The sequence below is a fragment of the Salmonella sp. NW722 genome, assembly GCF_051702785.1.
In the GTDB taxonomy this organism is placed as follows: domain Bacteria; phylum Pseudomonadota; class Gammaproteobacteria; order Enterobacterales; family Enterobacteriaceae; genus Salmonella; species Salmonella enterica.
Genome location: NZ_JAMMIN010000013.1, coordinates 44,353 through 58,641, shown reverse-complemented (window position 1 = coordinate 58,641; position 14,289 = coordinate 44,353). Strand labels below are relative to the sequence as shown.

The following is a 14,289-nucleotide window of genomic DNA, read 5'->3' as shown; positions in this document are numbered from 1 at the left end:
AGCAGGGTGGTTTTTCCGGCGCCGTTGCCGCCGGTGACCTGCACCCACTCCCCGGCGTCCACGGTGAACGACAGCCCGCGAAACAGCGTCCTCTCGTCCCGCTCGCAGTACAGATCTCTGGCTTCAAGCATCATTGTCATTGCGCATATTCAGGTTGATATGGCGTATAAACACCGGTCAGGCTTTCCAGGAAGGCGACGATATCGTCAATATCGTTTTGCGGCAGATCGGTGCCAACCTGGTAACGCAGCATCAGTTTTACCGCGCCATCCAGCGTCGGTACGTCGCCCCGATGGAAATAAGGCGCCGTTAACGCGACGTTGCGTAAGCCCGGGACTTTTTGCCGTAATTTATCGCGAACCTCTTTGGTGACGTTCATACGACCAATATCCGCTGCGGTAATTTCGCCAAAATTAAAGTCTCGCTTTAATCCCAATGGTTCAAAAGAGCGCCCGCCTAAAATGATACCGCCGTGACAGGTTGCACATTTATTTTCTTTAAATAATTGATAACCGTGTTTCTGTTGCGCGGTCAGCGCATTTTCATCTCCACGTAGCCATTTATCAAAGGCGGAATCCGGCGTTATCAACGTTTTTTCAAATTCGGCGATCGCATCAGTAATATTTTCCCCGGTAAATCCTTGCGGATAAACCGCCTGGAAATCTTTTTTCAGGACAGGATCTTTATCAAGCTTGCTAATAATTTCATCCCAGGATTTAGAGGCCATTTCGATAGGATTTAACGGTGGTCCGCCTGCTTGCTCCTGCAGGGTTGCAGCACGACCATCCCAAAATTGTTCGATATTAAATACGGAGTTGAATACCGTCGGCGCATTTATTGGTCCTACCGCACCGCCAACGCCAATTGAGGTTTTTCTGCCATCGACACCGCCCGCATTTAACGCGTGACAATGCGCACAGGATATTGTGCTGTCGCCGGATAAACGTTCATCATGATAAAGGCGGAAACCTAAGTCGACTTTTTTCGCATCGACGGGAATATTGCGCGGAATAGGCTGAACGGGTTCATTCCGGTGCGCGGCGTCGGTATCGGCGCTGGCATAGTTGCGCTCACGCTGATCGGCTATCCAGTTCAGGATGTCAGTACGCTCTTTATCGCTGACGCCCCCCGCCCAGTGCAGCGCGACATAGCGGGTTGGCGGCATAGTCTGATGTTGCATAACCCATTCAATTTTATTTAGTTCGCTTTGCGGCACCGGCGTATCCGCAATCAGGGCGGCCCGTACCGCCTCCAGGTTAAACGATTTGTAGCCGAGCTGGATATCGTAATCCATTAGCTGCTTTGCCACCGGAAAAGAGGAATAAAAAGGTAATTCAGCGGAAGGCGTATGACAATAATCACATCCTTTCTCCCTGAAATAACCCAGTATTTTATTATTTTCACCCATAACCGAGGCCTGCACATCGCTTTTTTTACTGCGCTGTTTGTCGTAATACCATACATACCCGGACAAACCTAAATAACATAACAGCCCAACGGTGATAACCGTTGTCGCATAGAGGGTAATTTTTTTCATATCACTATCCTTATGGGGTATTGCGGCATGATTAATTAAATTTTATTTTTTTACTCATGAGGCCCGTCAATACTAAATACAAACCCATCATGGATATTGATTGGTATCAATAATTACAATTGGCTAAACCTATAGATATGATAACCCCCGACTATCGTAAGATTTATTTTGCGATGCCCGTCACAGGGTTTATTCAGCCGCAACAATGGATAAATCCTCTTTTCCGTCATCAAAACGAACGATAGCCAACAATAATTGACTTAACGCAGCATAAAAACCATAGGAATCATGCTTAAGGCAATTATTTGTAAATTCCGGAAGCCATTCCAGTAATGACGACAATGTTTTCTGGCGTAATTTATTCATTCTCCGTTGTTGGAACGATTCACCCAATGAAAAATGTAAATGGCTGAGTAATTCCAGATAAATCGCCAGGTGGTCGGTCGGCTCTTTAAAATCGTCGTTGACCTCCATCCCGGCTTCAAGCAATAAATGTTTAATCATGCCGGGTTCCTGCTGTGGGTATTGCGAGGCGTAGGGCAAGGCCGATTTTTTATCCGTCATCAGGAACAATCCGCAAAAATCTGCGGCCAGCTCCAGCTGCGCATCCTGGCGCAGGCTAAGCGCGGCAATTTTTTGTTCGAGTAACGCCACCGACGCCGCCAGCGCAGGCTGACGCTTTAACAGCGCCAGCCAGTCCGCGATCTCCGCGGACTGTAATTGTATTAACCCTTCATCATCCACTTCCCGGAAAAAGAGTAACGCCAGCCATGCATATACGCAGGCGTACTGTTCCTGAGCAAGCGCTGGCTGCTTAATCATGCGGATTCCCCTGCGATGCGGGTACATATTCACACTGCGCGACCATCTCGACCGGACCGTTAAACGCCGTGACGTTATCAATAGGGCCGGTATATTTTTCAATTTCCACCAGCGTCGTATGCGCGCTGGTCGCCTGCGCGAGCTGTGATGTACCGATATCCAGCGTTAATACGTTAGGGTTGCCGTACTTACATAACGCGTTGAGATCGCCGCCTTTATCAGGATCGTACCAGGCGCCTTCATGAATTCGCGCCACGCCCGGCGCATAGCGATCGGAAACTACCGCTCCCGCCAGTACCTGCCCGCGTGCATTGAATACCCGCACGATGTCACCGTTGCGGATCCCGCGCGCGCTGGCATCCTGTGGGTTAATAAAGACCGGCTCCTTGCCGCCAACGGCATATTGCTGACGCAGCGTTTCCGACTCGCACAGTTGGGAATGCAGACGGAAATCAGGGTGGACGGATTGTAAGTGCAGCGGCCAGCGCTGCGATCCCGGCCCGCCATGCGAGCGTTCGATTTTTTCGAACCACATGGGATGGCCCTGACAATCGTCGTATTGCATGTCGGCGATCGTTTTGGAGTAAATCTCGATCAAACCGCTTGGCGTGCCCAACGGCTCCAGGTCCGGATCTTCACGGAAAGCCTGATGGCGCACAAACATCTGCGGATGATCAAACTCGATGTACTCCTGTTGATTCCAGAACACCTCGAAAGTCGGTAAGTGGATACCGCGACCTTTTCCCTGCTGGCTCCCTTCCTGCCAGATGCGTTTCAGCCAGCCCATTTCATCAAGACCTTCCGTGAATGCCGCTTCACGGTTAAAGCGTCGGCAGAGATCGCGGAAAATATCAAAGTCGTTACGCGCTTCAAACTGCGGCGACACCACCTGTTTCATGGCGATAATCCCGCGGTTAGAGTGATTGCCGAACTGATCGAGGTCGTTACGCTCAAATTGGGTGGTAGCCGGCAAAACGATATCCGCAAAGCGGCAGGTCGACGTCCACTGGTTATCAATAGCGATGACCGTTTCCAGCTTGCGCCACCCTTCAATTATGCGGTTAATTTGTTGGTGTCGGTGGAACGGGTTAGTCCCGGCGAACACGCACATCTTCAGCGGCGGTAATTTAACCGATTTGCCGTTCCAGTTAATGACCTTGCCCGGTTCAAGAATGGCATCCATAAAACGCGCAATAGGAATGGTGCTGCTGTAGCCTTTGTAATCCGTGCTGTCGTGCACTGGCGGAACGGTCGTCGAACCGGAAAAGCCGCTTAAAATGATCCCTTTACGGCCAGGCGTCCCGGCGCCGTTGTAGTGCCAGCCAAAACCAAAGCCGCCGCCCGGTAAACCAATCTGTCCCAGCATTGCCGCCAGCACGACGACCATCCATGACCACTGTTCGCCATGCTGCATACGTTGTACGCACCAGCCAGCGATGATTTGCGTTCTGTCGCCCGCCATCTGCCGCGCCAACGCGCGGATGGTGTCGGCGTCAATACCGCACAGTTTTTCCGCCCAGGCGGCATCTTTGGGCTGTCCATCTTTTTCGCCCAGCAAATAGGGGAGGAACTGCTCAAAACCGACGCAGTAGTTATCGAGGAAATTTTTATCGTACAGTTTCTCGCTGTACAGCGTATGCGCCAGCGCCAGTTGTAACGGGACATCCGTCTGCGGGTTAATGGCGATATGTTTGACCTTATCGCGCCCCAGATAATCGTGCGTGGAGGTGACGACCGGGTCGATGCTGATGACCGAGATAGCGCCGCTGGCAACCTTCTCTTTTAATTGTTCATAGTACTGATAGACATCGTGATCCGGGCACCACCAGTTTGCCTGCTGGTTTTTCACCATATCAGAACCCCATAGCACAATCGTTTTACTGTTCTGTAAAACCAGAGGCCATGACGTTTGCTGCTCGTACACTTCCATTGAACCCACCACGCGCGGCAGAATCACCTGCGCCGCGCCGGTCGAATAGTCCCCTCCCGTGCTAACGCTATTGCCATGTAGCGCAATCGCGCGCGCCAGCATCCCGGAGGCGTTATGGAACATGCCGGTAGATTGCCAGCCGCTCGCCGTCAGTAGCGCGCTCGGCCCGTAGGTTTTTTGCACCCGCTCCAGTTCCTGATAGAACAGATCCAGCGCTTCATCCCAGGAGACGCGCACAAAACGATTATCGCCGCGCTGCGAGGTGTCGCTTTGATGACCTTTGCGCATCCAGTCGACGCGCACCATCGGATAGCGAATACGCGCCGCGTTGTGGACGTGATCGGGCAGGCCGGCGATCATTTTGGACGGGTATTTATCCTGTTCAAACGGTTTTGCCGCCACAAATCGACCGTCAACCACCGTGGCGCGAATCGCCCCCCAGTGAGAGCCGGTAAGGATACCCTCTTTCGTCGCGGCGCCTGGCGCAACGGCATCCGCTGCGCGGGCGCTACGGGGCGTCAGCAGTGACGGCCCCAGCATTCCTGCCACCGTCAAACCGCCAAGCTGCGCCAGAAAACGTCGACGAGAGACGTGTAACGAGTCCTTATTTTTCATTGTGTTCTCCCTTATCGCTGTGCGGCGTGTTGGTGGTATCAGACGCATTCATCTGGAGATATTTCAACAAGGTACGTTCTTCACGCTTATCCAGACTGGTGAAACCGATCATGCCGTTGAGCGTGCCGATCCAGCCGTTAGCGTCAAAGTGCGCTTTGTCCGGCGCGCCGTGACACTGATTACAGGTGCCGTTATAGAGGGAGTCGGCATAGGCCCAAATCGGTTTAATGTCATTTACCATGTCGCCTTTTTGCATCCACGCAGTTGCCTGTAATTTGCTCCACTGAGTATTGGTCGCCGCGACGGTGGTCTCTTCCAGCGTTTTCACATGCTGTTGCACATCGCCGCGAATCGAGGCGACAAAAATACGTTTACCAGGCAACTGCGTCAGCACGCGCTGGCGACCGTCCGTCTCCGTCCAGCCTTCGATTTGCACTTGCAGCCAGTCACCGTCCCGTTTAAGGACTTTCACTTCAGAAGCAGGTAACAGCGAACCTGCCGGTTCTTTATCGCCTTTAGCGGCGTAAATCGGCTTGATATCCAGCGAATAGAGCGTATCGCCGTCATTATGCGTACTGGCGCTGGCGCGCAGTTCATCAAACTGTTTGCGGAAACCGCTGCTCATATCCGGTAGCTGGTGGGCAATCCCTTTATGACAGTCGATGCAGGATTGATTTTCTTTCGCGGCGATTTTCATTTGCCGCGCCGCTTCCGGGTTCTGTTTCGCGTGATCCATCGCATCGTAGTTATGGCAGGAACGACAGGTCGCGGAGTTATTCTCTTTCATGCGCGCCCATTCACGCTCGGCAAGCTCGGCGCGTTTGGCTTCAAATTTTTCCGGGGTATCAATCGAGTGGGCGATAAATGTCTGGTAAAGATCGTTGCTGGCTTCCAGCTTACGTTTCACCATGCCTGGAATATCAGGGGGGATATGGCAATCGTGGCATTCCGCGCGTACGCCGGAAGCGTTCTGGAAATGTACGGACTGTTTATATTCCTGATACACCGGCTGCATACTATGGCAGCTGACGCAAAACTCTGTCGTACTGGTCAGTTTGATACCGACGTGAGGTAACACGATCAGCGCAACGCCGATCACAATCCCGACAATGACCAGCGCCAGTATCGACCAACGGGCGCTTGGCCTGAGTAGCGCTCTCCAGAGTTTTCGCATAATAGCCCCTGTAATTATATGGTTTAATGCGCAGATCTTATTCCGCAAATATGAACAGCGTCACTGGTCAGGATGAACGGGATACGGCAATATATGAACAGATATGAACAGAAAGAGACCGCGCGCAGGATGTCACATCACATTGTTATTGTTGAGGATGAACCTGTTACTCAGGCCAGATTACAGGCCTATTTTGAGCAGGAGGGGTATCGCGTTTCGGTGACCGACAGCGGCGCGGGCCTGCGCGACATTATGGAGCATGAGCACGTTTCGCTGATCCTGCTGGATATCAACCTCCCCGATGAAAACGGGTTGATGCTGACCAGGGCGCTACGCGAACGTTCCACGGTGGGCATTATTCTGGTGACGGGGCGTTGCGACCAAATAGACCGCATCGTCGGACTGGAGATGGGCGCGGACGACTACGTCACCAAGCCGCTGGAACTGCGCGAGCTGGTAGTACGGGTGAAAAATCTTTTGTGGCGCATCGATCTGGCCCGCCCCACGCCGCAAAATGCCAGTGAAAACTGCTATATGTTTTCCGGTTACTGCCTGAACGTGATGAATCACACGCTGGAGTACAACGGTGAAGCCATTAAGCTTACGCGCGCGGAGTACGAGTTACTGCTGGCCTTTGTGACCAACCCAGGCAAAGTGCTGCATCGCGAACGTCTGCTGCGAATGCTTTCCGCCCGCCGCGTAGAGACTCCGGATCTCCGCACGATTGATGTCCTGGTTCGCCGCTTACGCCATAAAATTACGCCGGAACTGTTGGTCACACAGCATGGCGAAGGCTACTTTTTAGCCTCGGAGGTGTATTGATACAGATAGACGGGCCGAAATCCCGGAGGCGATAGCGAACGACGAACGCGCGCGCTGTCAGCGTTGTTATGCGTCAAAATAAGCACTGGCGGGCTGATATTTTCAGGTACCGGTTGCCCCTGTAAGACCTTAATCGACTGCGTTATCGCTAATTCTCCCTGCCAGGCCATCTGATCGCTGAGCGCCATCAGGATATGGCCGCGTTTTAAACCGCGATAAACCTGATGCGTCAGATAAAATGAGACGATCGTGAGCGGAGTCGTCAAATTTCGCCCTTCGCCCATCGCCGCCTCCGCCGCTATCGCCGACCCGGCGACCACATTGGCGTCCGGATGGCGCTCCAGCATTTCCTGGAGTAAGTTTCGTTGCACTTCAATGTCGTTATCGCCCCAGGCGATATCCACAATGTTGATGGCGCTGCCTTTAATTGCCTGACGAAAACCCGCCACCATCTCCTGACTGCCGCCGGCTTCTTCCGGCCCCGGGAAGAGTAAAACGTTAAGCGCTTTTCCTTTGCTCCACTGCACCAGGAAACGTCCCGGCAGATACCCCATCTGAAACCACGGCAGACCAACGCGGGTTGCGACGCTGGCATCGTGAATCATGTTCACCAGTTCAATAACCGGCACATTACCGGCATACCGTTCCAGTTCCGGGAAACGATCGGTACTGCTGCCAAGCAGAATAGCGTCGGCGCCCCACTCCCGGCATTGCATCATTTGCTGTTGTTGCGTCGCCAGTTGCCGATAGCCATTCGCTTCCAGCACTTTTAAATCAACGCCATACAATTTGGCCGCTTTTTGCATCCCGTAGTTGACGGACAACCAGTAAGAATCTTTCAGGCTGGGGTATAATGCGCACAGTTTCCAGGGTTTACTCGCATTGACTGACGTTTGCCGCCAGGGAATCGCCCGATCGGCGCGCGTCCAGTGTAACAGCCCGGTTTCGGCTGACGCCGTTTCTACATTCGAGACGATGATTATCAAAAAAAAGAACGAAATAAGCGCGCGCATGATAGCCCCACCAGCAACAAGGTTTTATCCTAATGGTTTTTCCGGCGGCAACTCAACCCATTTCACCCGCGGCGCATAAATGTCAACGCCTTCACTGACCCGCAGATTATGGCTGGCCTTCGCCCTGATGGCGGCACTCACCCTGCTCAGCACCGTGATCGGCTGGATAAGCCTGCGCGTCATTAGTCAGGTGGAGCAAACCAATACGCAAGCGCTGCTCCCCACGATGAATATGGCCAGGCAGTTAAGCGAAGCCAGCGCTTACGAGCTCTTTTCCGCGCAAAATCTGACCAATGCCGACAGTGAGGGCGTTTGGCTGGCGCAGGGGAAGATGCTGAAAGCGCAAAGCCTTAAAATTAACCATCTTTTGCAGGCATTAAGCGAGCAGGGGTTTAATACCTCGGCCATCGCCCGGCAAGAAAAAGAGATTGCACAAACGCTTGGGCAACAGGGAACGCTGGTCGGTGAAATTCTCACGCTGCGCGCACAGCAACAGCAGTTAAGCCGCCAGATTGCGGAGGCGGCGGAAAGCATTGCCGCCCAGGCTCACGGTCAGGCCAATAATGCCGCGACATCTGCGGGCGCCACCCAGGCCGGTATTTACGATCTTATCGAAAGCGGTAAAGGGGATCAGGCTGAACGCGCGCTTGACCGATTGATTGATATCGACCTTGAGTATGTGAATCAGATGAATGAGTTGCGGGTCAATGCCCTGCGGTTTAAGCAGCTCATTGTGACCTTAAAAGACGCGCAAGGGCTGAGCGATGCCGAGGACACCGATGAAAAACTTAATCAGTTGGTTAAAATTTTATCCCGCCGCCAGCAGCGTATAGAAGATCCTACCGTTCGCGCCCAAATCGCCGACGCGCTGGAGAAAATAAACCAGTACACCACACTAGTTACCCTGTTTCGTAAGGAAAATGCCATCCGCGACCAGCTTCAAACGCTTATGGCCAATAACCTCTTTCAGTTTACCCGCTTCAGTACGGAAGTGTCGCAGTTGGTGAACGCCATCGAAAAACGAAACGAGGCTGGGTTAGCGCGCCTTACACACGCCAGTCAGCGTGGGCAAATAGGGTTAGTGATCTTAGGTATCCTGGCGCTGTGCTCATTAAGTTTTATCCTTTGGCGAGTGGTTTACCGTTCCGTATCCCGCCCGCTGGCGCAACAAACGCAGGCCTTACAGCGGCTACTGGAGGGCGATATTGACTCACCGTTTCCGGAGGCGGCTGGCGTCAGCGAACTGGATACCATCAGCCGTCTGATGGAAGCGTTTCGCGCCAACGTGCGCAAATTAAACCGCCATCGTGAGGATTTGGCGGAACAGGTGCGATCGCAAACGGCGGAGCTTCATGCGCTGGTGCTGGAACACCGGCAGGCGCGCGCCGAAGCGGAAAAGGCCAACGAGGCGAAATCGACGTTCCTTGCCGCCATGAGCCATGAAATTCGCACGCCGCTTTACGGCATTCTCGGTACGGTACAATTGCTGGCCGATAAACCGCTCATGGCAAACTACCGCGACGACTTACAGGCCATTAATGATTCAGGCGAATCGCTACTGGCGATTCTTAACGATATTCTGGATTACTCGGCGATTGAAGTAGGCGGTACCAACGTTTCTATTAGCGAGGAGCCGTTTGAACCGCGACAATTGTTGAATAGCGCGCTGCATTTAATGCACAGCCGCGTGCAGGTGGCGCTCATCGCCGACTTTAGCGAGCAACTCCCCTCCACGCTACAAGGCGATCCGCGCCGGATACGTCAAATTGTGATTAATCTTTTAAGTAATGCGGCGAAATTTACCGATCGCGGCAGCATAGTGCTACGCACATTTTGCGACGATCAGAGCTGGTTTATTGAGGTTGAAGATACCGGGTGCGGTATCCCTGAAGCAAAACTGACGGCTATTTTCAAACCGTTTGTGCAGGCGACTGGACGCCGGGGCGGGACGGGCCTGGGGCTGGCTATCAGCGCCAGCCTGGCAGAGGCGATGGGCGGGACGCTAACCGTCACCAGTACGCTTCATGTTGGCAGTTGTTTTCGCTTACAACTGCCGGTTCGCCACCCCAAACCCGCAAGCAAAAATGCGTTCAGGGAACCGATAAATCTTAACGGACTACGCCTGTTGCTGATTGAAGATAATATGCTGACGCAGCGTATTACCGCTGAAATGCTCACGGGTAAAGGAGTGAAGGTCTCAGTAGCTGAAAGCGCGAATGACGCGCTACGCTGTTTAGCCGAAGGCGAGTCCTTTGATGTGGCGCTGGTGGATTTTGATTTACCGGATTATGACGGCTTAACCCTGGCGCAGCAGTTGATGAGCCTGTATCCCGCCATGAAACGCATTGGTTTTAGCGCGCATGTGATAGACGATAATCTTCGTCAGCGTACCGCCGGTCTTTTCTGCGGGATTATTCAAAAGCCCGTTCCCCGCGAGGAGCTTTACCGCATGATAGCGCACTATTTACAGGGCAAATCTCACAATGCGCGGGCGATGCTGAATGAACATCAGCTTGCCGGCGATATGGCGTCTGTCGGCCCGGAAAAACTCCGGCAATGGATCGCGTTATTCAAAGACAGCGCGCTGCCTTTAGTCGAGGAGATCGAGGCGGCGCGCGCCATGAATGACGACGTTAACATTAAGCGGCTGGCGCATAAATTAAAAAGCGGCTGCGCCAGCCTGGGGATGACGCAGGCAACCGAAGCCTGTCGGGAGCTGGAATTGCAACCGCTTAGCGATATAGATATTAAAACTATCGTGACGCAGGGAGTGACGGCGCTCGACGCATGGATAGCCGGTCATCCTTCGCCATAATAGCTTCCGGCTCGCCAAACGACGCGTTTCACATCACCAGTTATCAGAACATAAAACAGTACGCCGAGGGTATAAGAGGGAAATAGCCTACGGCTACTGCCTGTTTAATGATTCTGTGTTTTTTCGTCCTGTAGCCGTGCCTGCTCCGCCAGGGCGGCAAAATCTTTTTCGCTGTAATAGTGCGCGGGAGGCGGTAGCTGCGCCATATCCTCGCTGGGCCACAATTGTAGTTGCGCCAGCGTGCTAAGCTGGATACCGCGCCAGCGATGGGGCAAGCTCAGCGGCAATAGCGGCATTATCTCGCCAGGAATGGCGGTCGGCAGGCGGTCATCGCCCATCTGATAATTACGATGCAGCACCAGATATTTTTCCGGTACCCGCCGCTGGCTGTTCCACCAACGGCCATCAAGCATATCAAACTGAAAACGGGTGATCTGCGCCGGCTGCGCTGCCAGCTGCGTCAGCGCTTGCCGCAGCGCGGTTTCCATCGCCGTGTTGTACATCTCTTGCGTTTTCGTCTGGCCGCCGACAATTAAAGACGCCGCCAGACGGGCACCCGCGAGGTTAGAATAGAGATCTTCCGGCGAAAAGGCCGATACTCCCTCAGAAAATCCGCGAACAGACTCGAAACCGTACCATTGGGCGATTTCGTGCCACTCCGCCACCTGGAACGCCAGATGCGCCGACAGCCAGGCGGCCAGCGTGTAACGCTCGCGTGCATCGACCGGAGGGGTAAAAGCAGTAAAAACCAGACGCCGTTCGGCCAGCTCCTCGCCCAGATTCAGCGTAAAAGCCTGCCCCAGCTTTGGTAGTAGTTGGCTGAAGATATACACTGTCATATCAGCGGTATCCCGCACATGTGCGGTGTCGATGAATCCGCCACGCAAGGTATACACAATACCGTTATTCTCACCGCTAAGGCCAATCAGGTTTGCCACGCCCGAGTACAGATGGTCGTTGTACTGATGATGCCCCAGCGAGTCCACCGTCACGATGTTATTTAACTGATAGAACGGAACCGGCAGTCCCAGCAGCTCGGCATGCAGGTCGTAACCAAAAGCGCAACACGGACGCAACCCCTTTGGCAGTGGCTGCGGCGGCATCGTCGGCCAGGCTTCACTGGCAACTGGCATTGGGAGAGAGGACAGATAGAGCGTCAGTGGTAAGGCGGCGCGGGCGCTCCCCGCCAGAAACAGCAGCGCCAGAAAGATAACCCGAACGACGGACCTCAAAATGCTTCTCCTACCTGAAAATAAAAACCGCTGCTAGCTTTGCCCACGCCGTAATCCAGCCGCACGTTGACGCGCGGCTTGAACTCAAAGCGATAGCCCACGCCCGCAGAAGGCAGCCATCGCCCGTCATCCAGATGGTGCAAAGACGATCCCATGGTGCCCGCGCCCACCCAACCGACAACGCCATGCCGCCAGCTCAGCTTATGGCGATATTCCAGCTGACCGCTGATAGCATTTTTATCGCGATAGCGTCCTTCATAATAGCCGCGCATACGATGGTTACTGCCCAGCAGCGGCAGCATATTCCACGGCACATCACCCTGAGTAAAGGCGCCGTCCGTTTCCCAGGCCAGCACATCTTTATCATTGACGGCATGGTAACGACTATAGTGCAGTTGGTATTCATCAAACCGCGTATCGCTACCGACGTCCGGTGCGAAGTGGGTATAGCGAAGGGTGGCATACTGCCCTTTGCGTGGGTTAGGTATAAAATCACGATCATCCCAGCTAATCTCAACGCTACCGCCGTTACTCAGTGAAGAACAGCCCTGCGCTGTACTTTGAATTTTGGGCGGATCGGTCTCATCAATTTGCGCGGCGTGCTGTATATCCAGCGTCCAGCCAACGCCAAGATAGATATTGTTGACCAGCCGACGATACAGCATGGGTTGCAGATCCAGCACCTGCGCAGTATAGGCCTGCTTATGGCTGTCTTTATCACCGGCGGCAAAACCCTGTCCCCAATAGTAAGTGGGCGTGTCGCTCAATGCGCCAGTGAGGAAGAAACGCCAGCGATCTTGCGCGAAAAAAGCGTAATTTTGCAGGCTTACGCCAAAAGCGCCTGTGGAGCTGAAATAGCCGCTCAGCGACAGCGTGGATACCTGGCTAACCTTATCGGCAGGATCGGGGCGATACATACCGACGATGGCGGTGCCGATGCCCAGCCCCAGTTCAGGGGTATAAAATGGCCCGGGCATTACTCCCCAGTTGACGCCTTTGGCGGCATCGTAAGTATCGCTATCCCCCATTTGTTGTAGCCAGCCGTCCACCTGACTGCGGCTGGGCAGCGCCGCCTGCGCCACGCCGGACAGCACACCGGCGACGCAAAGCAACAGTCGGCAATGGCAGCGGTTCAAAAGCGGTACTCACCGGCCACAAAGAAGCTATTGCGCTCGGCAAAGCCAAACTCTGTGGTAACGTTGAAATGGCGGGTTATTTCATACTGTGCGCCCAGCAGCATGTTCCACGGTGATTGTAGATGCTGTTTGACGTCAAAGCGGCCGTTATTGTTATAGTTAGCCATACTCACCAGCCTTTGTAGCGTCGCTGACGGCATGGTCAGGTCGTCGAGGCTGCCTTTAAACTCCTGCTGCACATCCTGATACATGCTGCCGACCCAGACGTTTAGCTTGCCCGACGGCAGATGCATCTTATCTATACCCGGGGTGGTAAAACGGTAACCAACACGAGGTGAGACGGTAAAGGCGTCGATGCTGCCATCAAGAATATCGAACTGTGTCTGGGTGTAGTTAGCATCAACAGCGGTAAACCAGTTACCTACGCCGCCGACCAGCGTGGTGCCGATGCCATAGGTAGTGCCTTTAAAGTCGAGTTTAAACTTGAGGTTTTGCAGATCGGCGGGATGAAAAACGTGGCCATTTTTCGTCATCAACCCAACACCAATTTGCGAAACGGAATGACCATCGGTATAGCCCACCAGGCCGTACACATTCATAAATGGCAGCAGCCAGGCATCCAGCTTGACCGTTTCGGTCTTGCTCTTTTCACGGGTATGACCGACGTTAATTTTAAATGCGTTATCTAATGGAATTCCCCCGTTGGGACCTAAAGCCAGGCCATTAAAGTTGATGCTATCAACGTTAATATTCTGCCCAATATTCATGTAGTTAATATTGAGGCCAAATGGCTCGGGAAGCTCATAGCCACGCTTTCGGGCTTCATCACCCAGAAAAGGCAACACTGATGTACTGGCAGGCTTTGCCACCGGCGTTGTCGCGACTGGCGGTGTGGCAGCAGATGGGACGTCATCCTGATAGCTATAAACAAGCGACAGGTTCGCCGGGGGGCTGGTAGCCGCCCAGGTAGAAAAAGCCATAGCGGGCAGCGCCAACAGCAAAAGGGAGCGTTTTTTCATAATGATGAAGCGTTTATTCTGGCGAGAAGCGCCGCCGGATCGAAAGGAGGAGGGAGAATATAGTAATCGTCGCCTGGTGGGCGGGATTTCTGTGCGAATTAATCTTTTGAAATAAAAAACTATTTTCTACAACGTCTTTGTTGCAACACATTAGCTTCATGGGTGGAACTATCG

At 53.5% G+C, this 14,289-nt stretch carries 11 protein-coding genes; 2 read left to right on the top strand and 9 right to left on the bottom strand.

The window, feature by feature from the left end; genetic code table 11:
• From NA330_RS22310 to torC, 5 genes are all read right to left on the bottom strand, one after another.
• Positions 1 to 131: ATP-binding cassette domain-containing protein (locus NA330_RS22310; RefSeq protein ID WP_047604571.1), on the bottom strand; the 131-nt coding region annotated here is incomplete at its 3' end.
• Positions 132 to 136: 5 nt separating this feature from the next.
• Positions 137 to 1,537, bottom strand: a complete 1,401-nt coding sequence (locus NA330_RS22305; RefSeq protein WP_023242083.1) for a cytochrome-c peroxidase — start codon at positions 1,535 to 1,537, stop codon at positions 137 to 139.
• A 189-nt stretch (positions 1,538 to 1,726) separates the two neighbouring features.
• On the bottom strand, positions 1,727 to 2,359 hold the full coding sequence (torD, locus tag NA330_RS22300) for a molecular chaperone TorD (RefSeq protein ID WP_023242084.1): 633 nt from the start codon (positions 2,357 to 2,359) through the stop codon (positions 1,727 to 1,729).
• Positions 2,352 to 4,904, bottom strand: coding sequence for a trimethylamine-N-oxide reductase TorA (gene torA / locus NA330_RS22295; RefSeq protein WP_023242085.1), 2,553 nt, complete (start codon positions 4,902 to 4,904; stop codon positions 2,352 to 2,354). Before torA ends, torD begins: the two co-directional genes overlap by 8 nt.
• Positions 4,894 to 6,078, bottom strand: coding sequence for a pentaheme c-type cytochrome TorC (gene torC, locus NA330_RS22290; RefSeq protein ID WP_001230254.1), 1,185 nt, complete (start codon positions 6,076 to 6,078; stop codon positions 4,894 to 4,896). Before torC ends, torA begins: the two co-directional genes overlap by 11 nt.
• Before the next feature lie 129 nt (positions 6,079 to 6,207).
• Here torC and torR point away from each other — a divergent pair, with 129 nt between their 5' ends.
• Complete coding sequence (torR, locus tag NA330_RS22285; protein ID WP_001747553.1) at positions 6,208 to 6,900, top strand: two-component system response regulator TorR; 693 nt, start codon at positions 6,208 to 6,210, stop codon at positions 6,898 to 6,900.
• Here torR and torT read toward each other — a convergent pair.
• On the bottom strand, positions 6,873 to 7,913 hold the full coding sequence (torT, locus tag NA330_RS22280) for a TMAO reductase system periplasmic protein TorT (RefSeq protein ID WP_001202038.1): 1,041 nt from the start codon (positions 7,911 to 7,913) through the stop codon (positions 6,873 to 6,875). The genes torR and torT overlap by 28 nt on opposite strands.
• 79 nt (positions 7,914 to 7,992) lie before the next feature.
• Between torT and torS the strand changes: the two genes are divergently transcribed.
• Positions 7,993 to 10,728 (top strand): TMAO reductase system sensor histidine kinase/response regulator TorS, encoded by a 2,736-nt coding sequence (gene torS / locus NA330_RS22275; protein WP_052894951.1) that lies wholly within the window; start codon positions 7,993 to 7,995, stop codon positions 10,726 to 10,728.
• Positions 10,729 to 10,832: 104 nt separating this feature from the next.
• Here the strand turns inward: torS and NA330_RS22270 are convergent, their stop codons facing one another.
• Genes NA330_RS22270 through NA330_RS22260 form a run of 3 tightly spaced genes read right to left on the bottom strand, consistent with a single transcriptional unit; the run spans position 10,833 to position 14,115 of the window.
• Positions 10,833 to 11,960 carry a DUF4056 domain-containing protein gene (locus NA330_RS22270; RefSeq protein ID WP_001258174.1) on the bottom strand — a complete coding sequence of 376 codons (1,128 nt, stop codon included), beginning with the start codon at positions 11,958 to 11,960 and terminating at the stop codon, positions 10,833 to 10,835.
• A complete protein-coding gene (locus NA330_RS22265; protein WP_023138228.1) occupies positions 11,957 to 13,096 on the bottom strand; it encodes a BamA/TamA family outer membrane protein in 1,140 nt (379 codons plus the stop codon). Before NA330_RS22265 ends, NA330_RS22270 begins: the two co-directional genes overlap by 4 nt.
• Positions 13,093 to 14,115 (bottom strand): hypothetical protein, encoded by a 1,023-nt coding sequence (locus tag NA330_RS22260; RefSeq protein ID WP_001528257.1) that lies wholly within the window; start codon positions 14,113 to 14,115, stop codon positions 13,093 to 13,095. Before NA330_RS22260 ends, NA330_RS22265 begins: the two co-directional genes overlap by 4 nt.
• Positions 14,116 to 14,289 lie beyond the last annotated feature (174 nt).